The sequence below is a fragment of the Saprospiraceae bacterium genome, assembly GCA_016716185.1.
GTDB lineage: Bacteria > Bacteroidota > Bacteroidia > Chitinophagales > Saprospiraceae > Vicinibacter.
Genome location: JADJWV010000003.1, coordinates 153,206 through 177,290, shown reverse-complemented (window position 1 = coordinate 177,290; position 24,085 = coordinate 153,206). Strand labels below are relative to the sequence as shown.

Genomic DNA, 24,085 nt, shown 5'->3' with positions numbered 1-24,085 from the left:
TTAGTTGTTAGTTGTTAGTTGTTAGGTGAAAGTTGTTAGGTGTTAGTAATCTGTGATGAGTTCTTAAGAAACTAACGATCGTTTATTCGTAAAAATCTCCTCGCTTTAAGCTTCTCTTCGATATCCCTGTCATTTAATCTGGTGATCGGTTGTATTGAATCTAACGATTGTTAGTAACTACTCAATCATTCGCTCGTATTTTCTCGCTTTAAGCTTTTCGCTTCAAACCTCTTCCTTCAGCCTTCAGACTTCAGCCTTTTCCCCAACCTCATGTGCTTGTAAATAAACGCCTTCCATTTCGTAAGGACAAAAAACTTTTTGGCCAGCTTTCCATCGTAATGGGTGACTTGTACAACCTTCTTATAATTCGTAAAATCGGATTTGTATTCAATTTCTTTATTCCTCTCTTCCAATGCTGAAATATATGCGTTTGGCAATAGATAAAAACCCTCGGGATCTTTCATTCTGCCTATCGATTTGACCAGCTGTCTGATGAAATCAATGCAGTTGCGGGCCCGCAGGGAATAAGGCATTTGATCCCATTGCCGGATGAACTGGAGGCATTTTACAAATTCTGATTCCTGGACTTCTATGGCAAAACTATGCTGGTAGTCGGCACCCCAATCATTGCGAATACTTCCATCCATATAGCCCCATACTCCTTCTTTGCGAATTCCGTTTCGGGGATAATAGCCCCAAAATCCAGCCAGTAATTCGCCGGGATTTTTAGGATCTTCCTGGATCATACCTACGTAAATATGTCCGAACGATTGTCGGATGAGTCCGTTGAAAAAACCCTCTTTGGCATAAATGATGAGCCATTGCCTGGAAGAAAGCTCATTCGGACTTAAAATGCAAAAGGCGAAGAGCACTATGACACACAAGCGAATTTGAGCGGGATGTAGCTTGAAATTGAATACTCTCATAACGATACTCAGCTGTTTTACAGGATAAAATTACCAATTATTTGTTTTTAGAACCTGTTGAGTAACAAAATCTTTCTTTTCAAGCGTAGCTTAAAACCTTCATGGACAACGAATAAGCCCAAATTCTTGGCCGATAAACCTTAAATTTGAGCCTTAAACCAGATGTGATGATAACTGAAACGACCTACCAGGCCAAGCACAAAATACGCATACTGACTGCAGCTTCCTTGTTTGACGGGCACGATGCGGCCATCAACATCATGCGAAGGATCATGCAAAGCAGTGGGGTAGAAATCATCCACCTGGGCCATAACCGCTCCGCTCTGGAAATCGTGGAAGCTGCCATCCAGGAAGATGTGCAGGGCATTGCGATCACCTCCTATCAGGGTGGGCACAATGAATTTTTCAAATACATCTACGATTTGCTGAAAGAAAGGCGTTGCGGCCACATCAAGATTTTTGGAGGCGGCGGTGGGACCATACTCCCAACTGAAATTGCCGATTTACATGCCTATGGAATTTCGAGGATCTACAGTCCGGATGATGGTAGAAAAATGGGATTACAGGGCATGATCAACGACCTGATCAGGCAATGCGATTTTTCGACTTACTCTTCACTCAACGGGGAATTAAAAGCCAGTTTTCAGGGAGACATTCCATCCATCGCCCGATTGATCAGTGCTATTGAAAATGATCCCGATCTTGCTGAAGACATCATTAAAGAGGTCAGCGGACAGCAAGCGGATCGAAAAATTCCGGTACTCGGCATCACCGGAACCGGTGGGGCCGGTAAATCCAGCCTGGTTGATGAATTGGTTCGCAGATTTATTCTGGATTTTAAAGATAAACGAATTGCCATACTATCGGTCGACCCCTCCAAGCGCAAAACGGGAGGGGCTTTGCTTGGCGATCGCATCCGTATGAATGCCATACATCCGGAGTTTCATGGCGGAAGAGTTTTCATGCGTTCCCTGGCCACGCGACAAAGCAATCTTGCACTGTCACCTCACATTAAAAATGCAGTGCAGTTGTTAAAATCAGCAAATTTTGACCTGATCATCCTGGAGACCTCCGGCATTGGACAAAGCGATACGGAAATCGTCGATTTCAGCGATGTTTCACTCTACGTCATGACACCGGAATACGGAGCAGCAACCCAGTTGGAAAAAATCGACATGTTGGATTTTGCCGACATCGTATCCATCAATAAATTTGATAAACGCGGAGCCATGGATGCGTTAAGAGATGTACGCAAGCAATTTCAACGCAACCATAAAGCATTTGACAAATCGCCGGATGAGATGCCCGTCATCGGAACCATTGCGTCTCAGTTCAACGATCCGGGCACCAACCTTCTTTATAAAAATCTGATTGCAGTCATTGCAGAAAAAACTGGACTGAACTGGCCATCGGAATTAAAATTACCGTTGGGAGAATCCGAAAAAATTTACATCATTCCCCCTTCAAAGACGCGTTACCTGAGTGAAATTTCAGATAATAACCGCCATTACGACCATTGGGTTGAGAAACAGGCACATGTGGCCAGCCATTTATATGCATTGAACCAAACCAAACTGCTTTTCGAAACCGAAACAGCTGCTAAAAAGGAAATCGAAGAAAAAATACGCGACACCGAATTGCAACTGGAAGGAATAAACAAACAGATGTTAGTTCATTGGGAAGAGAAAAAACGGGCTTATAAAGAAGATGTGTACACCTACAAAGTCCGGAATAAAGAAATCAAAGTTCCAACGTTTACAGAATCGCTTTCCCATTCGAAAATACCTCGGGTGGTTTTACCCAAATACAGAGATTGGGGCGATATTTTAAAATGGAGTTTGCAGGAAAATGTTCCGGGCGAATTTCCGTATACAGCAGGCGTATACCCATTTAAAAGACAGGAGGAAGATCCCACCCGCATGTTTGCAGGAGAGGGTGGGCCCGAGCGCACCAACAGACGTTTTCATTATCTGAGTCTCGACATGCCGGCCAACAGACTGAGTACGGCATTTGATTCAGTGACCTTATATGGCGAAGATCCCGATCATCGCCCCGACATCTACGGGAAAGTAGGCAACAGTGGTGTGAGCATTTGCAGCCTCGACGATGCGAAAAAATTGTACAGCGGATTTGATTTATGCGATCCGAAAACATCGGTCAGCATGACGATCAATGGACCGGCGGCTACCATTTGTGCATTTTTTATGAATGCAGCTATTGATCAGCAATGCGAATTGTATATCCGCGAACACAAACTCGGGCATCTGGTAGAACAAAAACTCAAAGAAAAATTTGACAACCAGGGATTGGATCGACCTACTTACAAGGGTGAACTTCCGCAAGGCAACAATGGATTGGGATTGATGTTGTTGGGACTCAGCGGAGATGAGATTCTCGAAAAAAGTGTTTATGAAAATTTGAAAGCCAAAGCATTGAATTCCGTGAGAGGAACTGTGCAGGCGGATATACTCAAAGAAGACCAGGCGCAAAATACCTGTATTTTTTCGACGGAGTTTTCTTTGAAACTCATGGGGGATGTACAGGAATATTTTATTCAGCACAAGGTCAGGAATTTTTATTCCGTATCTATAAGTGGATATCACATCGCCGAAGCCGGGGCCAATCCGATCTCCCAATTAGCCTTTACGCTTTCCAATGGATTCACTTTTGTTGAATACTATCTTTCGAGAGGCATGCATATCGATGATTTTGCGCCTAACCTTTCCTTCTTTTTTTCGAACGGAGTGGATCCGGAGTATGCTGTCATCGGACGCGTAGCGCGCCGCATCTGGGCAAAAGCGATGAAATACAAATACGGAGCAAACGAAAGAAGTCAGATGTTGAAATACCACATACAGACTTCCGGAAGATCGCTGCATGCGCAGGAAATTTCATTCAACGACATCCGCACCACGCTTCAGGCGCTTTACGCCATTTATGACAATTGTAACTCCTTGCATACGAATGCTTATGACGAAGCGATCACTACACCCACAGAAGAATCGGTGCGCAGAGCGATGGCTATCCAGCTGATCATCAACAACGAACTCGGTCTGGCAAAAAATGAAAATCCACTACAGGGATCTTTCATCATTGAAGAACTGACGGATCTCGTCGAAGAAGCCGTGTTGGCTGAGTTTGATCGCATCACTGAAAGAGGAGGCGTTTTAGGGGCTATGGAAACCATGTATCAGCGCAGCAAGATCCAGGAAGAAAGTTTGTACTACGAAACACTGAAACATACCGGCGAGTATCCGATCATCGGGGTCAATACATTTTTGTCGAAGGATGGATCTCCTACAGTTCTACCACGGGAAGTCATCCGCGCTACCGAATCCGAAAAAAATGATCAGATCGATGCGTTAAACCTATTGAAGAAGGCCAATGCCAAACAATCGGATCAAAGTTTAAGCCAACTGCAGGAAGCGGCGCTGCATAATAGTAACTTGTTTGACTGTCTGATGGAAGCCGTTAAAAAATGTTCACTGGGTCAAATTACTTCTGCGCTTTACGCTGTTGGAGGCAAGTACCGGAGGAATATGTGATGGATGGGTTGGTATGCACTTGTCAGTTGTAGCGAATTAAAAAATGACCATTAAGCCATTAATAGACTACTTTGAAAACTTTCTTCCTTTAGATGAAGAGGAAAAGTCTGTTGTGAGCAATTATTTCAAAGAGCGAAGAATTAAACGAAGGCAATTCATCCTTCAGGAAGGCGATATATGTAAACACAATACTTTCATTGCAGAGGGTTGTTTCAGAATGTATTTGGTTGACGAAAAAGGTAAGGAGCATAACCTGCAATTTGCCATAGAGCATTGGTGGATCGGAGACATAGGAAGCTTCCATTCAGGGGAGCCAAGCAAACTATACATAGAGGCATTGGAGAATTCCATCATCCTTCAAATCAAAAAAGAAGATCAGTTAAAGCTATTTGCAGACTATCCAAAATTTAATCGAATCTTTAGAGTTCTTGCTGAAAATGCTATGGTAAGTCTGCAGCACAGAGTTCTTCAAAACATCAGTTCGACAGCTGAGGGACGCTATCTGGACTTCCTGAACAGATATCCTCACTTCTTTAATCGAATTTCCAATGTTCAAATTGCTTCTTACCTGGGCGTAAGCCCTGAGTTCCTGAGCACCATTCGTAAGAAGATCACAAAATCTTAATCTACATTAATGCTCTTTCTTAAACTACCTTATAGGTGTGTGTGCCAAAACCACCCCATCTTTGTGTTATTGTTAATCACTAAAACAAAATAAAATGGAAAAGAAAATAATTGCCGTTGTGGGTGCAACGGGCTTACAAGGAAAAGGAGTTGTAAATGCTTTAACCCAAGAGGGTTCTTTTAAAGTCAGGGCCATTACACGAAGTCCGGAAAAATATAATGGGCATGCAGATGAAGTGGTACAGGGAGATTTAGCAAACCTTGAATCATTAAGGAATGCCTTCGAAGGTGCGCACGGAGTTTTTGTGGTAACCAATTTTTGGGAAGGTGCGGATGAAATTGCACAGGGAAAAGTTGCTATCCAGGCAGCAAATGACGCCGGAGTAAATCATTTTGTTTGGTCAACATTGCCGGATGTTGAGAAGATAAGCAACGGACAATTTGATGTGCCCCATTTTACAGGCAAAGCCAAAGTAGATGAGATAATTAAAAATGCAGGGTTCGAAAACTACACGTTCGTTCAGCCTCCTTTTTATTTTCAGAATTTTACAGGCATAATGGGGCCTCAACCAAAAGAGGATGGAAGCACCGGATGGATTTTACCAATAGACCCAGGCAAAAAAGTAATTCACATGGCAGACATTAACGATTTGGGTAAAGTTGTAGCAGGAGCCTTTTTAGCTCCAGAAAAAGTAGGTAAAGGAAGCTATCTGTCATTAGCATCTGACTTATACAGTTTTAATGATGTGCTCGCAGCCTACAAGTCAATAGGCAAGCAATATAGCTTCACTCAGGTACCCGGAGAGGTATTTTCCAACTTTTTTCAGGGAGCTGGAGAAATTGCACAAATGCTGGCCTATTTTGAAAAGTACACCTATATGGGACCGGGAGCTGAATCTCAAATTGGATTGGCCAATGCAATATCCATAGGTGAATTCACCCCTTTGAATGAATGGATCAAACAAAATGCGCAGTAAAATGAAAAAAATTGGAATCGCCATATTAGCAATTGTTTTTATGGCTTCATGCAACGAAAACAATCATCAAGAATCAAAAAATTATTCAGCAGGAAATTCAGAGATCGTGGAAAAACAAGAGAAACAAAAAATAGAAGCACTTTTAAGTGAATATGAAAAGTCATTGAACACATCAGATGCTAAATTGGCTCAATCGCTCTACACAAAGGACGGAGTTTTTATGCCAACTGAAGCCCCTTCGGGAATAGGTACGGAAGGTATCTTGAAATCTTACGAATTTGTCTTTTCCCAGATACAGCTCAACATTGAGTTCTTCGTTGAAGAAATTCAGGTGGAAGGAAATATGGCATTTGCAGTAACAAGCTCGAAAGGAACTACTCTTATTCACGCTACCGGAGAAAGTATTCCTGAATCCAATCGAGAACTCTTGGTCTTTGAAAAAGTAAATGAGGAATGGAAAATTGCCCGCTACATGTTTAACAAGACCGAACCTAGAAAATAAAAAACTCGCTACTATATTGTTTAAAACCCATAGCGGACGACAGGATTATTTAGAAGTTTAAGAAATGATGTAAAAGAAGTAGGGGTTTGAAAGTTAAATACTTTCAAACCCCTACTTCTTTTATACAAGACCGTAGATAGGTGTTTGGTATTAGGGATAGATGTTGGGATGGTAGATAACAGATGTTAAGTTTGATTTTAGGTATTAGACGATAGAAGTTGGTTAGCATTGGATCGAAAGCTAACATACGTTAGTATTTATTAAAAATTCCCCTGAGGTTGCTTTTTTTGTAACCAATTCGAACAAATCCAATAGATGCGCGCCAGCATTCATTCCAAAAGTTTAAACTAAAGAAGTTTCGCAGCTGAAAATCACTCAGGGTAAACCCTGATTTTTACGTTTTAATGGAAAATAATTCCAAATAAATTTGGAAATTTAGCAAGCATTCCCCCATAAAAGGGAGAACTGAGTTTCCCATATTTCAATAGGAATGATTCCTCAGTTCCTGTTTGTATTTTTTAATTTCATTAAATAGCCATAAAAAAGAGCAAAGGAAAAACCGGCAAGTAATGCAGCCATCGTAGGCTGAATGCCGGCAAGCCAGTCGTAGACCCCGTGAAGAATGGCGGCAGTTGCAAAACCAATAAAGATCAAAGCAGATTGTTGAGATTTTCTTAGTTGGGCAATCGTTATGAAATAAGCCACAATGCCTGAAAAAACGGCGTGGCAAAATACCAACGACAAAGATCGGAGCATAACAAGAACCATGGCATTTTGTACTCCGGATACCAGTCCGCTGACTCCGTAATCCAAGGTTTTGGCATAGGTATTCCCCACAGCACTTTCTCCATAATGCAGATTTTCAAATGCAGCAAAACCGAGTCCGCTGAAAACGCCGATAGTAATTAAAGACATTTCGTTTAAATCTTTTCTGAACCATCGCAATGCAATAAATATAGGAATGGATTTCACCAGTTCTTCGCAAACTCCAACCTGCAGAACATATCCAATGAGTGAAAGAAACAAATTCGGACTGTCGGCTGCATTCAGATAAAAATCCGGAAGGAAACGATACACAAACAACAACAACCAAATGCCAATGATCCCTGTGAAAAATAAGGATGCCAGAGCAAGCCGGTTGGAACTGTGGTCTTTGAGAATAAATTTCTTAAAGATGACGCCCCAGACAAATGCGAAAAACAAAGCAAACATCGTGAGCTGGGTACCTACGTGATTCACCGTGATGATGAGCAAAGGAATAATTCCCAAAAAGCTGACCGCCCAAAAAATAAAATCTTTCAGCAACAAATTGATGTTGCTGTGATCGATGGGCAGGATCTCTTGTTTCAACGGAATTTGTTGAAGATCCTTCAATAATGCCTGTGCCTGCTTTGAACTTTTTTCAATGAGGTTCTGAAATGATTCATTCAGCGATTGAACGGTTTCCGTATTGTCTGCATCTGTGTCTTTTTCGCCACCGGTTTCGAAAATGGGTATTTGAACCGGATGACCGCATACGGAACAGAATCGTTGCTTTCCTGAAGACTGCTCATCCAGTTCCATTTTAGAATTGCATTCCGGGCAATAGATTTTCAACATGGCAGATTATTTTGGTTTTTCAATTTTCTTTTTTGGGCAGGCAATCCCCCAAATATATATATTCTTATCTGCTTTTTTAAATTCAACGGTTTCTTTATCGATGATTTTTACGGATTTAATTTCTGTCAGGGAGGGGTCAAACAGCGCATGGAGATCCGGCAAGCCATTTTTATCCAGTTTAAACTGCAATTTTATTTTATCTTTTATTTCTGTCCATTTTCCTTTGAAGATATAATTTTTTTCCGGTTTTTCATCCAGGTCTTTAAAATGCAATTCAAATGTCTGATTTTTCAATAGGACCAGTTGAATTCTGGCAATGTCATTGGCGCCGGATTCATAGAGTCCTATTTTGGGGGAACTGCAAGCTACCAGAAAGATGCAAATGAAAAAAATATTGCCTGATCTAAATTTCATGTTATTTCTTTTATAAGAATTAAAGATAAAATAAATCATCAGGAATATGAGACTGGAAGTGTAAAATTTTTATCATACAATAGATTGAATTGCTCGAGCTTTATTTAACTATCGATAAAATCCAAATGGCCTCTCGGATTATGTCCTGCAGAAGACGCAAATTACGCAGATGAATAGGAGATGAATTGATTATTTCTATAGGATATTTTCTGATTTCTTTTCTGCGAAATCTGCGAGATCTGCGGGAGACTTTCCGAAGTTTATGTCCCGCAGAAGACGCAAATTATGCAGATGAATAGGAGATGAACAGAATATTTCTACAGGATATTTTCTGATTTCTTTTCTGCGGAATCTGCGAGATCTGCGGGAGACTTTCCGAAGTTTATGTCCCGCAGAAGACGCAAATTATGCAGATGAATAGGAGATGAACAGAATATTTCTACAGGATATTTTCTGATTTCTTTTCTGCGGAATCTACGAGATCTGCGGGAGACTTTCCGAAGTTTATGTCCCGCAGAAGACGCAAATTACGCAGATGAATAGAAGAAGAATAGAATAATTCTGTAGGATATTTTCTGATTTCTTTTCTGCGGAATCTGCGAGATCTGCGGGAGATTTTCTGAAGTTTATGTCCTGCAGAAGACGCAAATTACGCAGATGAATTTGAGATGAATAGAATAATTCTGTAGGATATTTTCTGATTTCTTTTCTGTGGAATCTGTGAGATCTGCGTGGAGACTTTCCGAAGTTTATGTCCAGCAGAAGACGCAAATTACGCAGATGAATAGGAGATGAATTGATTATTTCTATAGGATATTTTCTGATTTCTTTTTGCGAAATCTGCGAGATCTGCGGGGGACTTTCCGAAGTTTATGTCTCGCAGAAGACGCAAATTGCGCAGATGAATAGAAGATGAATAGAATATTTCTATAGGATATTTTCTGATTTCTTTTCTGCTGAATCTGCGAAATCAGCGGGAACTAAATCGCGAACCTGAAATGGATAACAATTTCCATTTGAATAGGTATTCACCTCAATCACCGAATTTTAAAAGAAGAAATAAGGATATAAATCTTAATGTAAATGTTTAAATTGAATCAATTACTAACGATCGTTAGAAAACGTAAATATCTTTAAAACCACCTAACAACCAGCACCTAACAACCAGCACCTAACAACCAGCACCTAACAATCCTCACAACCTTTGAATTTGTGCTCCTATCGCATTCAGCCTCTGATCTATGTTTTCGTAGCCCCGATCGATTTGATGGATGGAGTGAATTTTACTTTTTCCGTTCGCCGATAAGGCTGCAATCAAAAGGGCCACGCCGGCACGAATGTCTGGCGAAGTCATTTCAATACCTCTCAACGAAAATTTTCGGTTGAGTCCGATGACCGTAGCCCGGTGCGGATCGCATAAGATAATTTGTGCACCCATATCGATGAGTTTATCGACGAAAAACAACCTGGATTCAAACATTTTTTGATGGATCAGGACGCTGCCTTTGGCTTGGATGGCCATGACCAGTAATGCACTCATCAAATCCGGAGTAAAACCGGGCCAGGGCGAGTCATAAATCGTCATGATGGAGCCATCCATGAAGGATTGAATTTCATATTCTTCTATGGCTGGAAGGTAAATATCATCCCCCTGGATCTGCATTTTTGCACCCATGCGTTCGAATACAAATGGTATGATACCCAGATGTTCGACACCTGCATTTTTTATGGTGATATCAGATTGCGTCATCGCTGCGAGACTGATAAAACTCCCCACTTCAATCATGTCGGGTAAAATCCGGTGTTGCGTTCCCGCCAGTTTTTCTACGCCCCGGACCGTCAGCAAATTAGAACCGACACCTTCGATTTGTGCTCCCATGGAGATGAGCATTTTGCACAACTGCTGGATGTATGGTTCGCAGGCTGCATTGTAAATAGTGGTAATGCCATTGGCCAAAACTGAAGCCATCAATACATTGGCGGTTCCCGTCACGGATATTTCATCCATGAGTATGTAGCTCCCTTTCAATCGATCTGCTTTGATGCGATAAGCCCCTGCTGAATCGTCGTAATTAAATTCAGCACCTAATTTTTGCAAACCCAAAAAGTGGGTGTCCAATCTTCTTCGGCCAATTTTATCTCCTCCGGGTTTGGGAAGTACAGCTTTTTTATATCTGGCCAAAAGCGGTGCCAATAACATAACCGAGCCCCGTATTTTTCTGGCATTCGACTGAAAGGCTTCCGTTCCAAAAAACTCGAGGTCCACGTCTCTGGCTTCAAATGTATATTTATGTGAATCGTGTTTATGGACTTTGACCCCAAGTCCGGCTATGAGTTCGATGAGATGGCGGATGTCGAGAATATCAGGCAAATTTTCGATCGTAACCGGCTCTTCTGTGAGTAAAGTGGCACAAAGGATTTGCAAAGCCTCATTCTTAGCTCCCTGAGGATGCAAATCACCTTTTAGCCTATTTCCACCCCTGACTTCAAAACAATCATGACCCATTGCTAATTCTATTTAGCTCCAAAAGTATCAATTTTTCAGAGCAGTAGGTCCGGGATCTCTGTTAGAACTTAAACCGCCAAAATCCGCCGGGGCCCAAATTTGAAGGGATTTACTTCCGGTACGCTTGATATTTAAATTAGTGAGCGAAGAAAATTTCTATCCGCGATTTTATTATAAACTGTTGTTTATCAGCAATTAAAGATTGACCAATCCGGATCTGTGTATTTGTTAATCCCCAAAGCGGTTTTTTTTTTTCATATTTGCTGATAACATTTTAACAGGTTCAAATACTTATCGATATTAGTATGATTTTTGATCCGTTGCTTAACTGACAGGGATCATGCTAATAAAATTAAATGTCCATTTTTTAACTTAAAAATTTTTCTAAAATGAAAACCTTGTATTTCTTTCTTTTTTCTTTCGTTCTTTTCGGATTGACTGAGTCTTTTGCTCAGGGTTCAATGGGTGGCGGAGCAACTCAACCAGGAGGCAATCAAAATGCACCTGCTCCGAATTCAGGCGTTTCCGTCAGTTTAAGGACTTCCAAATCCGGTGCTGCGACAACAGTCAATGCAGATAATTTGAAAGGCTTGACCCGTAAAGGTTTGCGTTTCCAATTATTGGATTCAAATGGTAAAGCTGTTGTAGGTGGAGAAAAGCGCATCAAGTACACAGAGTCTGATGGCAATGTTGTTGTTGATATCGTTGGACTTCCTCCAGCTCCTAGAGGTAAAAACTACAGAATGAAAATCACAGGTGCTGACAATGCAGTCACCAATGTAGATTTGAAGTAATTTTTCGCATTCCGGTAGTAACCGAAATTTAAAAAATAAAGGAGGTAATTTACGTTGCCTCCTTTTTTTATATCCATGAAGAAATTTAATGAATCCCGGAGGCTCGTGTAATTTATATTGGTGGAAATTGGAAAAAGATTCCATCTAAATTGATAATTTTATATTACTAATGATAACCAGGAATCAATCAAAACACTCAGGGATTGCTTTTGAGTTTGTATCCAATTGATAATTATTCTAAATTCATAACATATGAAAACCTTTACTTTAATTTTAATTTCCATTTTCACATGGGCTAAAACAGATTTGGTTGCGTTATCATCGGGAGTAGCAAATCCTGGAGACGACCAAATCACCCAGCAATCTAAATCCAATACTCAATCCCCTGCAAAAGGGATTATTGTCGGTTTCAAGACATCTAAATCAGGGGCTGCGAAAGCAGTGAATACGGATGCTTTTAAAGAAGTGAACAGAAAGGGATTTGCATTTCAATTGTTGGATCCAGACAACAGGATCTTTCCAGGTGGTGAAAAGCGAATTCAATTCACAGAATCTACAGGGCAGGTCATCGTTGATCTGATCGGACTCAATGTTGCCGGGGGAAAACCCTTTAGATTGCGAGTAACTGATGGAACGAAAAATTCAACCATTATAGATCTGAAATAGTTGGCGCTGCATGATGGGGTATGTCTAATTCCCGTTTTTACTTCTTAAGTCTATTGTTTATTATCATCTTCATACAGATTCGAAACTAAGAAATGTAAACCCTCGATAGGGGTTTTAATAGCCTCTGGATTCATCTTAATTATTTTTTAGGATGTGGTTTTTATGAGATTAAAAAACACACATATCCATGGATTATGTTGATCATAATGCAACAAATAACAAATAAAACAAGATCAAATTTGAATCCATTAATTTTAATTATATTTACATTGAATAAAAATAACTTTGGCTGGTTTTCAGTTAGTTAAAGATCTGATAACCAAAGTTAAGTCGGGGTACATCATAATAATGAAAACGGTTAAAACCATTCAGCTCCTGCTGTTGCTGAGTCTGTTTCCAGGTTTCAACCAGGCACAGGTACTTCTGTCAAGAGGGGTGCGTACGGTTGAAAATCAAGCGGATTCGGCGGGCAAAGTGCATGCGCTGATCGTAGGTATTTCTGATTACCAGAATCCCGCGATTCCCGATTTAAAATTTGCCGATAAAGATGCTGTTGCCTTTGCAAAATACCTGATCAGTCCAAATGGAATCGGACTAGACAGTCAGAATGTACAGTTGCTGGTAAATAGTCATGCTTCTGCAGGAAAGGTGATTATGGCTATGTATGCCTTGCTCGATGAAGCCAGGGAAGGTGATCTCGTCATTTTTTATTTTTCAGGCCATGGAGATCTGGAGACCAAATCGATCAGCCAACCCGGGTTTTTGCTTTGCTGGGATGCTCCGCCTGCAGTTTACATGAGCGGCGGAACTTTTGGAATAATATATCTTCAGGAAATCATAACTACCTTATCTGTTCAAAACAAGGCCAAGGTGTTGATGATTACCGATGCTTGCAGATCGGGAAAACTTGCTGGCAATACCATTGGCGGGAGTCAACTGACCGCTACCAATCTTTCCAAGCAGTTTTCGAATGAAATGAAAATTTTATCTTGTCAGCCCGATGAACTTTCTCTGGAAGGAACTGCCTGGGGTGGTGGCCGGGGTGTGTTTTCATATTATTTATTGAAGGGATTACAAGGCCTTGCCGATAAAAATAAAGACCATAAAATAAGCTTGTTCGAAATTGAAAGATATCTGGAAGACGAAGTTTCCAATGCTGTCGCACCTCAGAAACAAATGCCGATGACCGTTGGCAATAAATCTACAACATTGGCCCATATTCGGAACAACGAAATTCAGGATGAATCGACATCCTCAAATCAGACAACTGTCTTTACACAATCCAATGGAATACCGAACGATATTAAAAATCCTAATACCGTTAAATTGCTAAAACAATTTTTTTCGGCAATCCAGGAAAAGCGGATGATTTACCCAAAGGATAATTCAGCATGGGACTTCCTCATTAAACTGGAGAAAGAACCCGAATCGATTGCTTATCTAAATCAATGGAAATATCAGTTAGCTGCTGCTATGGTGGACGAAACCCAACAAGCGATCAATGATTATCTGAGGTCTGATCCTGTCGAACTCAGAAAGCGTTGGTCTTTTAATGAAAAATACGAGCGTTATCCTGAATATCTAGAGAAAGCCTCTTCTTTAGTGGGCAATGAGCATAAAATGTTTTCCGGACTGCAGTCAAAAAAACATTATTACGAAGGATTGAAACTGAGATTAAAAGGCGAACGATTAAAAAATAATATTCTTTATGAGTCCGCCCGAAAGCAGCAGTTGCGATGTATTGAATTGGATCCCGATGCTGCTTTTGCATACAACGAACTGGGTTTGCTTGAAAGGCGCAGAAACCAATCGGATCAGGCCATCCGGTATTTGCAAAAAGCCCTCGCCATAAGTCCCGAATGGGCATTGGCATGGGCAAATCTAAGTGCCTGCTTCAACGACGAAAATAAATACGACAGTGCCATCATCAGTGGTCGGTATGCGGTGTCTATTGACAGTTTGTTTCCTTTGGCCCACTACAACCTTGGACTATCCTATCAATTGGCTGAAAAATACGAATTGGCTGCAAAATATCTGAACAAAGCAACCGAACTCGATACCACATTTGCCAATGCTTTTTTCAATTTGTCATTGGTCTATTACTTTGCGGAAAATTTTCCCTGGGCAAAGCAAGCCATTCAGGCCTATTTAAAACTCGTTCCACAGGACCCGGATGCCCTTATAAATTTGGGCGAGATCGAATTGAAACTCGGAAATCCCAAAGCTGCTTTAAATCACTACCATGAAGTATTGAAAACACATCCGGAATATCCTGCTGCACTTCAAAGTCTTGGGGAGTATTACCGCAACGAAAATGAATTTGTAAAGTCTGATTTGTATTTAAACAAGATCTCAGAAAAAACAGCGATCATTTATTTTTATCTGGGAAGTAACGCTGCTCTCCAGAATCGGGATGAAAAAGCCATTGAATATTTCAAACAATCTTTTGAAAAAGGGTACAACAATACAACAGCCATGCGGTCGGATAAGGGATTTGAAAAGATGATCCAACTCGAATCGTTTAGAAAGTTGGTTGTGGTTTATTTCCCAAATAAAAAATTTTGGTAGGGGAGGAGGCATTTAGGCTTTTAGGCTTTTAGGCTTTTAGTCCCGATAAAATAAAGCTAACTTTTTCTTTACTAAAATATTATGCAATTTTATCGGGATTTAGGCTTTTAGGGTCATGCGAATTTGTGAAAAGGTTTAACTTTATGACCACTATTTTAATTACTAACGTACGTTAGTTACATTAACTAACAACTAACAACTAACAACTAACAACTAACAACTAGCAACTAGCAACTAGCAACTAACAACTAGCAACTAACAACTAACAACTAGCAACTAACAACTAGCAACTAACAACTAGCAACTAACAACTAGCAACTAGCAACTAGCAACTAACATCTACCAACTTGAGACTGCCAACTGCCAACTGCCAACTTCCCACTGCCAACTTCCCACTGCCCACTTCCCCTTACATTTCCCTATGCAAATGGATCTCCGCCTTAGGTCCAACCAGAATCGGCACCAATTCCTCTTCAACATTTGACATTTCCAATCCGAAATCCTCAACGGCGGGTAGGCTGAATTTCTTGAGCATGCGATAAGTGCGGACGACCCATTGTTCGAAGCCCGTGAGTTCTGTGTCTGCGGAAACCCGTGTGTGCAATAGGATAAATTTAAAATCAGAGTCAATATTATGTTTGCGGATTGAAGGATAGGTGCTTTTAATACTTACTTCACCACTCGCTACCATTTGTTCGACGATTTCATGGAACATGGAGTTGACCCGGTGTTGAACCTTAAATCCGAATTTTAAATGGACGAAGAAAATCTGGCCTGGCACAATCGTGTCTACATGAAAACTTTTTGAATAAGGATCATCCACAATGGCCACGTGCACAAACCAATACACATCAGCGCGTTTGGGTTTCTTCCGCAAGATGGAGTACATGATATTCGAATCGATCAGATTTTTGCTCTCAGACATACTGAGGTAAACCAGGTGGCTGGATTCTTTAGAAATCGATTCATCTGCAATCACATCTTTGAGCACCGGTACATAATCGTTCAATGGGACAAATCGGGTATGTTTATTTCTAATTTTTTGTGCGTTGTAATGGACAAAGACAACGATGGCAAAAACGACGGTTAAAATGAGTGTGAACCATCCGCCATGCAGTAGTTTGTCAAAATTAGAGATCAGGAAGGTCGTTTCAAAACATAAATAGAATATCAGCAAGGCAAGGCCCAGCCATGTTTTATGCGATTTGATTTTGTAAAAATAACTCAGCAATAATGTCGTCATCAACATATCGATGGTGATGGCCAAACCGTAAGCAGCCTCCATGGCTTCAGCGGTTTGAAAAATGAGTTGCACAGCGATACAGCCAAACATCAGAAACCAGTTGATCGAAGGTATATAGACCTGGCCTTTGAATTTGGATGGATAGTTTACCCGCATTCTGAACCAAAGGTGCAGTTTCATGGCTTCATTGACCAGTGTAAATACTCCGCTGATCAAAGCTTGACTGGCGATGATCGTTGCCGCTGTAGCGATAGCGATGCCAAATGGAAGAAACCAGCCTGGCATGAGCTCGTAGAAAATGCGCGTGGAAGAGGTGATTTTTTGTCCGTTGAGATTATCCAGCAACCATGCTGCCTGTCCGAAATAATTTAATAGCAGACAAACCAACACAAAAGACCAACTCACCCGAATATTTTGTTTGCCGCAATGTCCCAGATCTGAATATAGGGCCTCAGCTCCCGTTGTACATAGAAATACCGCTCCTAACAACCAAAATCCTTGTGGGTAATGGGTTAAAAGTTCAATGGCATATTTTGGATTGAAAGCTGCTAAAACTTCTGTGTGGCCGAAGATTTGGATGACTCCCAGAGTTCCTAACATGCTGAACCAGATCAGCATAATGGGGCCAAATGCCTTTCCAACAGCTTGCGTTCCAGCCTGCTGAAAGGTGAAAATGGCTATAATGATGCCTATCACAATGGGAACGGTTCGAATGCCCGGAAACATGATGGTGAGTCCTTCCACGGCTGCAGAAATAGAGATGGGTGGGGTGATAAAACCATCTGCAATCAGGGTGGCACACCCAATAATGGCCGGATATATGACCCAACTGGAATTGTAACGCCTTACTTTGGCATAAAGGGCAAAAATTCCACCTTCGCCTTTATTGTCTGCATTAAGTGCCAGATAAATGTATTTGATCGTCGTAAGGATGATAAGGGTCCATAAAACACAGGACACCCCTCCTAAAACGAGTTCGGGAGAAATGACTTTTCCTTTGGTGATGGCTTGCATCACATACAGCGGAGATGTTCCGATGTCTCCAAAAATGATCCCAAGTGTTATAAGTAAACCGCCGAGACTTAATTTGTGGTGGTCATTAGGTGGTGGCATGGATGTTCAGGCTTTATTTCGCGAAACAAAGCGGTAAAAATACAATGATATGTATTTAAAAATGGGGATTTTATTCACCCCAATGCAAATTGTTGAAAGTCAGGATGGAGGGTTTTCACAAAGATTTAACCAAAGGAATGCATGGAGGCACTTAGTTTTGTTGTTCTAAAGGAAAACAACATGAGATCTATATTATTGCTGATCCCAATGGCCTTGCTTTTTCAATCCTGCAATGCCCAATTTGATAAGTTATTTAAAAAAGTTACCGGAATCGATTTGAGTAACGATGACATCGCCTCTGGTCTTAAAGAAGCTTTGACCAAAGGAGCCGTCAATGGCTCCGATTTGCTCTCTCAAAAAGACGGCTATTTTAAAAGTATCTACAAAATCGCATTACCGGAGGATGCCAAGCAGGTCTGCAACAAATTGCGCGTGATACCAGGATTCAATAGCATTGAAGACGATGTCATCGAAAAATTGAATCGCGCGGCTGAAGATGCAGCCATTAAAGCCAAACCCATTTTTATCGATGCCATCAAGCAGATGACGATTGCAGATGCATTGAATATTTTGAAAGGAGAGGACAATGCCGCTACGATGTATTTAAATCGCACTACGCGAACAGCATTATACAACGCCTTCAAACCTGTAATCGATGAATCCATGAGCAAAGTAGGTGCACTGCAATTGTGGAATTCAGCAGTGACCCAGTACAATCAAATTCCTTTCGTCAAAAAAGCCAATCCGGATATGTCGGATCACGTCACCCAAAAAGCACTCGACGGACTCTTCAAAAAAATCGAAGAAGAAGAAAAAGACATACGCCACAATTTATCCGCACGCACATCCGATCTGCTGAAAAAGGTTTTTGCAAAACAGGATAAGTGAGTAGTCAGTAGTCAGTATTCAGTATTCAGTAATCAGTTGGCAGCTGATAGTTGTTCGTTGGTAGATGATGCAACTAATGGACGTTAGTATTGAAAAAGAATGACCTAAAAGTTAAACCTTTTTCGCGCAGTCACATTTCCTCCAAGCCTACCAGCCTACCAGCCTACAAGCCTACAAGCCTCCAAGCCTCCAAGCCTACCAGCCTACCAGCTATTCTCCCAATCCTTCTCCCCATCACCCTTTTACAATTCGATCATAAACAGCCCTCAATTCCGCCTCATTCCATTCTTGTGTTTCCTTACTGCAGATTTCCATAAGCAGATCATCTTGTTTCCTTCCCTGGATCATGGCATCGTAATAGCTGATGTCGGGCCTGAAAGTAACCAAAGCATATTTGGAATAATATTCGGGAAAGGATTTCTCCAGGAGTATTTCCAGTTTGCGTTTGCGTTGAAATACGGGATCTGCAACTTTGTCGCGCATTTCGATGAAATTATCTTCTGCGAGATCTGCAATGGCGTCTCCATTTTGCTTTCTGGCTTTGGAAAAAGCAGAAAACAACTCCAGCCAATCTGTATGTTGCGCTATTAACTGATCTAAAATAAAAACATCTTCGAATCCACAATTCATTCCCTGTCCGTAGAAAGGTATGATTGCATGTGCTGCGTCGCCGATGAGCAGAATTTTATCCTGATAATTCCAGGGAAAGCATTTTACAGTATACAAATACCCCGTAGGGTGTTCAAAAAATTCGCGATTCAGTTCAGGTATGAGTGGTAATGCATCCTGGAAATAAGTGTGGTAAAATGCTAACAACTGTTCGTTTGATTGTAAACGGTCAAAACTCTCGTTTCCATGGTAAGGTAGGAACAAAGTGGCCGTGTAAGTGGCATCTGGATTGGGCAGCGCAATCATCATGAAGTGCCCCCTGGGCCAGATGTGCAATGCATTTTTTTCGATGACAAATTCGCCGTTGGCACCGGGTGGAATGGTCAGTTCTTTGTATCCATAATTTTGGTAACGCTGGCTGTAGTCAAAATGAAAATGCGGAGTCTGGTCCAGCATCCATTTCCTCGCAGCAGAGCCAGCTCCATCAGCTCCGATCAGGATTGAATCTTTTCTGCTGATGATTTCTTTTTGATCGTTTTCGAAAAAATATTCATCGGAGTATTTACCGATGCCAACCAACCTGTGATTGAAATGAATGCAATCCGGCTTTATTTTTTCAATGGCATCCATGATCACGACATTGAGGCTCCGGCGGCTGATTGAATTGATGTGTTCTCCTTTTCTCGTACTGTATTCCTGAAATTGTAAGCTCCCGTCAAGACCATGGATCATTCTGCCGTGCATGGCAATAGCATTGGACATCATTTCAGGTCCCAGTCCACATAGTTCCAGTGCCCGTATACCTCTGTGTGAAAGAGCAAGATTGATCGAGCGGCCTGCACTGATATCCGTTCGACGCATATCTGAACGCGATTCAAAAAGCTCGACATCAAATCCAAGCTGTAGTAAGCGGAGTGCTGTTAAACTGCCTACCAGTCCGCTGCCGGCGATCAGAATTTTATGTTCATCCCTTTTCATACAAAACGCTTTTAAAAATGTCCATAAAACTTGCAACATCGGAATAACTGTTGTAGAGAGCAACCGGAGCGATTCTGATTACATCGGGTTCGCGCCAGTCGGCAATGATTCCTTTATCGCTAATTTTGTTAAAGATAGATTTATCGGCATTCTTCAAACGAATAGACAATTGTGCTCCCCTTTCATCAGAATTTTCCGGAGTCAGAATCTCAATATTGGGATGATTCAATTCGTGTATCCATTGAATAAGAAGAGTCCCCATCGTCAGGTTCTTTTTTCTGATGGACTGCATCCCCGCCTCTTTGAAGATCAGAAGAGATTCCAGCAAACAAGCCATGGGTAAAATAGGCGGATTGCTCAATTGCCAGCCTTCTGCTCCCGGCATGACTTCAAATTTTGGCTGCATCAAAAATCGTTTGGATTTATCGTGACCCCACCAACCCGCAAATCTGGGCAAATTCTGGTCCTGTGCATGCCGCTCGTGGACAAAACAACCGGCCAATGATCCAGGCCCACCGTTCAAATATTTATAGCCGCACCAGACTGCAAAATCCGGTCCGTCGTCGTGCAGATTTAACAATAAATTTCCGGCACCATGCGCCAGGTCAAATCCAATTTTACAACCGTATTGATGCGCCAGGCCGGTTAAGTATTTCAAAGGGTAAGCCTGCCCCGTGTAGTAATTTACAGAACCGATCAGTGCGAGTGCGATTTGTTCGCCGTGTTTTTCGAAAATCCGGGAGATCTGAGTTTGACTCACATAATCTGTTCCTTCTTCGGGTTCCAAGATGATCAAAGATTCTTTAGGGTCATAGCCGTGAAATCTGATCTGCGATTCAACCGCATAACGATCAGAAGGAAAACTGCTGTATTCAATAAGAATTTTGTTTCGTTTTGCATTCGGACGGTAAAAAGAGACCAGCATCAGATGCACATTGACCGTCAGGGTATTCATGACAACGGTCTCAAGAGGTTTTGCCCCAATGATCTCAGCCATGGGTTCCGTCAGGAATTCATGATACCGGTACCAGGGTTGCTTGGCATCGTGGTGGCCGTGAACACCGAATTTCTCCCAATCAGCCAACTCTTGTTCAACGATTCCACGGATTCCTTTCGATTGTAGCCCTAATGAATTGCCACACAAGTAAATGCAATCTTTGCCCTCTATTGTTTTAGGAATGTGAAACCGGTCTCTGAATGCTGCTAAGTTATCTTGAAGATCGAGGTTTTGAGCATATTCGCGATAAGACATTATAAATAAATTATGTTGCTTAAAAGGCAAAAATAAGTCTTTTACATCAGAGCTTGTGGCCAGGATCTCCGGCTTATATTTACCTCATGGATTGGCAATCGGCATTATCGGGCTTTCATCAGTATCTGCAACTCGAAAAATCATTGTCAGGCCATTCTATACAAGCTTATTTGCGGGATGTTGAAAAACTGAAACAGTATTGCGAAGAAAATTTAAATGGGCTTTCTCCATCTCTGATTCAAACCGGGCAAATTGAATTATTTTTAAACTGGATCCATAATTTTGGTTTTACGGAAACCTCTCAAGCCAGAATCCTTTCCGGCATCAAGGCATTTTATAAATACCTGTTGATTGAAAATTGCATCCAGGATGATCCTACCGAACTCATCGAAGGTCCCAAGTGGATCAGAAAGCTGCCTGATGTATTGCGGGTTGAAGAAATCGATAAAATTTTTGCTGTAGTTGATTTAAGCAAAGAATTTGGACACCGCGACAGGGCCATCCTCGAAACGCTTTATGCCTGTGGTTTGCGAGTGAGTGAGTTGACGGATTTGTTGTTATCCAATGTTTACAAGGAAGAAGGATTTGTCAAAGTAATTGGAAAAGGCAATAAGGAAAGACTGGTTCCGATTGGCCTTCAGGCGCTCAAACAAATTGAATATTACACAAACAACGAACGCAATAAAATTGCTATTGCCAGGTCTCATCAGGATTTCCTGTTTCTCAACAGGTTTGGAAAAAAATTATCGAGGGTCAGCATATTTAATATCGTAAAACTCAATGTGGCGCGTGCCGGTATTCAGAAAGATGTGAGTCCGCATACCTTTCGACATTCTTTTGCTACACACCTGGTCGAAGGCGGTGCCAATCTCAGGGCCGTACAAGAAATGCTGGGTCATGAAAGCATTACTACTACAGAAATATATACCCATCTGGATCTGCATTATCTGAGGGAAACGATTTTGCAGTTTCATCCGATGAATAAGCGAAAAGCTTGAAGCTTAAAGCGAAAAGGAAGACGACAAATCGCTGTTAATATAAAATATTTCTATTATAATATAAAGGGGACTTCTATTTATTAAAAAAGTTCGTTTCATTTGTTCAAATGATATTCATTTAAACTTCAAAGGCTACAATGGAGCTTTTGCAAGCAAGGTTTTTCAACAATTTCGATCCGGTTTTCAACAATTTCGTGAATTTATTTGTGATTTTTCAGTTCCGGGCACACTATGCCCATGCTACTTTTCTTTTTAGTTGGATAATCCGGAATAAATTATATGTTATGTTTGTCAGTCCAATTTGAAAAGAAGATCTTACTTTACCTATGCATCGTAATTTCATTTTTCCAAACATCGTGGTGATACAACCAAATACATGTTCAACTCGTGCACGTGTTCTTGATAAGTTCGTATTTCTGTCTTGCTCCCTGTCGTTTAATGGACGGTTTCTTCTTCCTTTCTGATTTATACAAGGTATCATCCCTTTCTTCCGGATTCGTTCTCGGAAATCCCAGCTTGCCGAATCTCCATATAAGCGTTTTCCTTTATCCCGTTTTTCTATCAATACATCCGTCATTTCACCATCATAAACATTCGCAGGGGTTATTTCATAGTTGGTAATCAGTTTGGTGTTTTTATCGATCTTCACATGATCTTTATAGCCGTAGGCTTTGCGATTATGGTGCTTTACCCAGCGGGCATCGGAATCTTTTTGTCTTCCAATATTTGGGTTGTCCTCCCATTCTTGTGGTATTTGCCCATTCTTTATTAAGTCATTATCCTCTTTACTATTGCGGTTAATTTCGCTTTCTACAATATGAGCATCTACAATACTACCCTTATTTATTATTACCCTATTCTGGTGTAATAGTTGATCCAGTTTTTTGAATAACCTTTTATCCGCCTTCTTTAAACTCAATTCATTCTTGAACGACCAGATTGTTCTTGCGTCAGGAATCTGATCCGTTCCTCGTATTCCTAAAAATAATTTAAAACTTGTCCGGTCTGCTATTTGGAATTCCATTGATTCATCACTTAAATCATATATTCTTTGAACAATTAATAACTTGAACATCATCACTACATCATAAGATGGCCTGCCGGGACCTTCTCCCGTTCTTTTAACAATTTTTTCCAGCTCCTTTCGAAAATATTCAAATCTGATGTAATCGTTAAGCTTAGCTAATGGATCTTTATCAAAAGAACGAAGTTTTTCAACAAGCGCATCCCACTCAAATAGCTCAAGTTGTTGCTTTGGTGTAATGATTTTGGCCATATAGAATTTTTCCCAAAAGATAGGTATTTTTATGAATATTTAGAAGTCCCCTAAATATAATAATCAAACTAACAAAAGTTAGTTCAAAGGATACATCAAAATAACTTTTAGCTTTCAGCTTTGTGCTTTAAGCTTTCTCTCCCTTCCTCCTTACAAACGTAAGCACCAGCAAAAATACCGAACCGAATTTTACCCCGTTCAGCATGATAAAAAGAATCAACGAAGGCCTTATGGCATCTTCCGGTTCGCTCCAGTATCTGAAATAGGGAAAAAAGCGGATGGGCATTTCCACTTTTGAACTCAATGGGCCTGAACAACGCAGGTTTTCGGGGATTTTGTGATCGAGACTTTCAATGTATCCGTCATAACGTTGTTGGTAGAGTGTGTAATCCACATAATACTCAAATAAATACACGCGGTCGGGTTTGCAATCGTGCTGGTACATCCAGGCAGTGGCAGGACGCGAAAAAAAGCGCAAAGCCAGGGACCTGAATGGATCTTCTACCTGAAACCAGGGAAGGATGAAAAAACAGGCTATAAAAAAAACAAGAATTCTGAAAAGCCAGACCATAGCATTGAAATATTTGCCAAACATACATAAATTTGG

The 24,085-nt window shown here is 41.0% G+C and carries 18 protein-coding genes; 9 read left to right on the top strand and 9 right to left on the bottom strand.

Features of this window, described 5'->3' with window-relative positions; translation table 11 throughout:
- Positions 1–236: 236 nt before the first annotated feature.
- Positions 237–926: a hypothetical protein gene (locus tag IPM34_13980; protein MBK8956645.1), complete on the bottom strand. Its 690-nt coding sequence runs from the start codon at positions 924–926 to the stop codon at positions 237–239.
- A 167-nt stretch (positions 927–1,093) separates the two neighbouring features.
- Here IPM34_13980 and IPM34_13975 point away from each other — a divergent pair, with 167 nt between their 5' ends.
- The 4 genes from IPM34_13975 (at position 1,094) to IPM34_13960 (ending at position 6,574) form a co-directional block, all read left to right on the top strand.
- Positions 1,094–4,471, top strand: a complete 3,378-nt coding sequence (locus tag IPM34_13975; protein MBK8956644.1) for a cobalamin-dependent protein — start codon at positions 1,094–1,096, stop codon at positions 4,469–4,471.
- 43 nt (positions 4,472–4,514) lie between these two features.
- Positions 4,515–5,096: a Crp/Fnr family transcriptional regulator gene (locus tag IPM34_13970; GenBank protein ID MBK8956643.1), complete on the top strand. Its 582-nt coding sequence runs from the start codon at positions 4,515–4,517 to the stop codon at positions 5,094–5,096.
- A 94-nt stretch (positions 5,097–5,190) separates the two neighbouring features.
- Complete coding sequence (locus IPM34_13965; protein MBK8956642.1) at positions 5,191–6,072, top strand: NmrA/HSCARG family protein; 882 nt, start codon at positions 5,191–5,193, stop codon at positions 6,070–6,072.
- A 1-nt stretch (position 6,073) separates the two neighbouring features.
- Complete coding sequence (locus IPM34_13960; protein ID MBK8956641.1) at positions 6,074–6,574, top strand: nuclear transport factor 2 family protein; 501 nt, start codon at positions 6,074–6,076, stop codon at positions 6,572–6,574.
- A gap of 498 nt (positions 6,575–7,072) precedes the next feature.
- Here IPM34_13960 and IPM34_13955 read toward each other — a convergent pair whose 3' ends face one another.
- From IPM34_13955 to murA, 3 genes are all read right to left on the bottom strand, one after another.
- Positions 7,073–8,173, bottom strand: coding sequence for a PrsW family intramembrane metalloprotease (locus IPM34_13955; GenBank protein ID MBK8956640.1), 1,101 nt, complete (start codon positions 8,171–8,173; stop codon positions 7,073–7,075).
- 6 nt (positions 8,174–8,179) lie between these two features.
- On the bottom strand, positions 8,180–8,587 hold the full coding sequence (locus IPM34_13950) for a hypothetical protein (GenBank protein MBK8956639.1): 408 nt from the start codon (positions 8,585–8,587) through the stop codon (positions 8,180–8,182).
- Positions 8,588–9,782: 1,195 nt separating this feature from the next.
- Positions 9,783–11,093 carry a UDP-N-acetylglucosamine 1-carboxyvinyltransferase gene (murA, locus tag IPM34_13945; GenBank protein MBK8956638.1) on the bottom strand — a complete coding sequence of 437 codons (1,311 nt, stop codon included), beginning with the start codon at positions 11,091–11,093 and terminating at the stop codon, positions 9,783–9,785.
- Between the two features lie 389 nt (positions 11,094–11,482).
- On the opposite strand from murA, the gene IPM34_13940 reads away from it, so the two are divergent.
- The 3 genes from IPM34_13940 (at position 11,483) to IPM34_13930 (ending at position 15,121) form a co-directional block, all read left to right on the top strand.
- Complete coding sequence (locus tag IPM34_13940; GenBank protein ID MBK8956637.1) at positions 11,483–11,887, top strand: hypothetical protein; 405 nt, start codon at positions 11,483–11,485, stop codon at positions 11,885–11,887.
- A 252-nt stretch (positions 11,888–12,139) separates the two neighbouring features.
- Positions 12,140–12,553 carry a hypothetical protein gene (locus IPM34_13935; GenBank protein ID MBK8956636.1) on the top strand — a complete coding sequence of 138 codons (414 nt, stop codon included), beginning with the start codon at positions 12,140–12,142 and terminating at the stop codon, positions 12,551–12,553.
- A gap of 348 nt (positions 12,554–12,901) precedes the next feature.
- The gene (locus IPM34_13930) at positions 12,902–15,121 is read left to right on the top strand and encodes a tetratricopeptide repeat protein (GenBank protein MBK8956635.1); all 2,220 of its coding nucleotides are present in this window, start codon (positions 12,902–12,904) and stop codon (positions 15,119–15,121) included.
- Positions 15,122–15,530: 409 nt separating this feature from the next.
- On the opposite strand, the gene IPM34_13925 is transcribed toward IPM34_13930, so the two are convergent.
- Positions 15,531–17,477, bottom strand: coding sequence for a KUP/HAK/KT family potassium transporter (locus IPM34_13925; GenBank protein ID MBK8956634.1), 1,947 nt, complete (start codon positions 17,475–17,477; stop codon positions 15,531–15,533).
- Positions 17,478–17,657: 180 nt separating this feature from the next.
- Between IPM34_13925 and IPM34_13920 the strand changes: the two genes are divergently transcribed.
- Positions 17,658–18,365, top strand: coding sequence for a DUF4197 domain-containing protein (locus tag IPM34_13920; protein ID MBK8956633.1), 708 nt, complete (start codon positions 17,658–17,660; stop codon positions 18,363–18,365).
- A 234-nt stretch (positions 18,366–18,599) separates the two neighbouring features.
- Here the strand turns inward: IPM34_13920 and IPM34_13915 are convergent, their stop codons facing one another.
- Together IPM34_13915 and kynU are read right to left on the bottom strand one after the other, a co-directional pair.
- Positions 18,600–19,952 carry an FAD-dependent monooxygenase gene (locus IPM34_13915; protein MBK8956632.1) on the bottom strand — a complete coding sequence of 451 codons (1,353 nt, stop codon included), beginning with the start codon at positions 19,950–19,952 and terminating at the stop codon, positions 18,600–18,602.
- Positions 19,939–21,204 carry a kynureninase gene (gene kynU, locus IPM34_13910; protein ID MBK8956631.1) on the bottom strand — a complete coding sequence of 422 codons (1,266 nt, stop codon included), beginning with the start codon at positions 21,202–21,204 and terminating at the stop codon, positions 19,939–19,941. Before kynU ends, IPM34_13915 begins: the two co-directional genes overlap by 14 nt.
- An 86-nt stretch (positions 21,205–21,290) precedes the next feature.
- Between kynU and xerD the strand changes: the two genes are divergently transcribed.
- A complete protein-coding gene (gene xerD, locus IPM34_13905; GenBank protein MBK8956630.1) occupies positions 21,291–22,202 on the top strand; it encodes a site-specific tyrosine recombinase XerD in 912 nt (303 codons plus the stop codon).
- A 229-nt stretch (positions 22,203–22,431) separates the two neighbouring features.
- Here the strand turns inward: xerD and IPM34_13900 are convergent, their stop codons facing one another.
- Together IPM34_13900 and IPM34_13895 are read right to left on the bottom strand one after the other, a co-directional pair.
- Positions 22,432–23,478 (bottom strand): IS5 family transposase, encoded by a 1,047-nt coding sequence (locus IPM34_13900; protein ID MBK8956629.1) that lies wholly within the window; start codon positions 23,476–23,478, stop codon positions 22,432–22,434.
- Between the two features lie 127 nt (positions 23,479–23,605).
- Positions 23,606–24,073 carry a hypothetical protein gene (locus IPM34_13895; GenBank protein ID MBK8956628.1) on the bottom strand — a complete coding sequence of 156 codons (468 nt, stop codon included), beginning with the start codon at positions 24,071–24,073 and terminating at the stop codon, positions 23,606–23,608.
- Positions 24,074–24,085: the final 12 nt, after the last annotated feature.

Excerpts from the sequence above, each read along its gene's own strand:
- IPM34_13925 (MBK8956634.1), bottom strand. The coding sequence starts at position 17,477 with ATGCCACCACCTAATGACCACCACAAATTAAGTCTCGGCGGTTTACTT.
- IPM34_13935 (MBK8956636.1), top strand. The coding sequence starts at position 12,140 with ATGAAAACCTTTACTTTAATTTTAATTTCCATTTTCACATGGGCTAAA.
- IPM34_13930 (MBK8956635.1), top strand. The coding sequence starts at position 12,902 with ATGAAAACGGTTAAAACCATTCAGCTCCTGCTGTTGCTGAGTCTGTTT.
- IPM34_13950 (MBK8956639.1), bottom strand. The coding sequence starts at position 8,587 with ATGAAATTTAGATCAGGCAATATTTTTTTCATTTGCATCTTTCTGGTA.
- IPM34_13970 (MBK8956643.1), top strand. The coding sequence starts at position 4,515 with ATGACCATTAAGCCATTAATAGACTACTTTGAAAACTTTCTTCCTTTA.
- IPM34_13955 (MBK8956640.1), bottom strand. The coding sequence starts at position 8,173 with ATGTTGAAAATCTATTGCCCGGAATGCAATTCTAAAATGGAACTGGAT.
- IPM34_13895 (MBK8956628.1), bottom strand. The coding sequence starts at position 24,073 with ATGTTTGGCAAATATTTCAATGCTATGGTCTGGCTTTTCAGAATTCTT.
- IPM34_13940 (MBK8956637.1), top strand. The coding sequence starts at position 11,483 with ATGAAAACCTTGTATTTCTTTCTTTTTTCTTTCGTTCTTTTCGGATTG.
- IPM34_13900 (MBK8956629.1), bottom strand. The coding sequence starts at position 23,478 with ATGGCCAAAATCATTACACCAAAGCAACAACTTGAGCTATTTGAGTGG.
- IPM34_13975 (MBK8956644.1), top strand. The coding sequence starts at position 1,094 with ATGATAACTGAAACGACCTACCAGGCCAAGCACAAAATACGCATACTG.
- IPM34_13960 (MBK8956641.1), top strand. The coding sequence starts at position 6,074 with ATGAAAAAAATTGGAATCGCCATATTAGCAATTGTTTTTATGGCTTCA.
- murA (MBK8956638.1), bottom strand. The coding sequence starts at position 11,093 with ATGGGTCATGATTGTTTTGAAGTCAGGGGTGGAAATAGGCTAAAAGGT.
- xerD (MBK8956630.1), top strand. The coding sequence starts at position 21,291 with ATGGATTGGCAATCGGCATTATCGGGCTTTCATCAGTATCTGCAACTC.
- IPM34_13965 (MBK8956642.1), top strand. The coding sequence starts at position 5,191 with ATGGAAAAGAAAATAATTGCCGTTGTGGGTGCAACGGGCTTACAAGGA.
- IPM34_13920 (MBK8956633.1), top strand. The coding sequence starts at position 17,658 with ATGAGATCTATATTATTGCTGATCCCAATGGCCTTGCTTTTTCAATCC.
- IPM34_13915 (MBK8956632.1), bottom strand. The coding sequence starts at position 19,952 with ATGAAAAGGGATGAACATAAAATTCTGATCGCCGGCAGCGGACTGGTA.
- IPM34_13980 (MBK8956645.1), bottom strand. The coding sequence starts at position 926 with ATGAGAGTATTCAATTTCAAGCTACATCCCGCTCAAATTCGCTTGTGT.
- kynU (MBK8956631.1), bottom strand. The coding sequence starts at position 21,204 with ATGTCTTATCGCGAATATGCTCAAAACCTCGATCTTCAAGATAACTTA.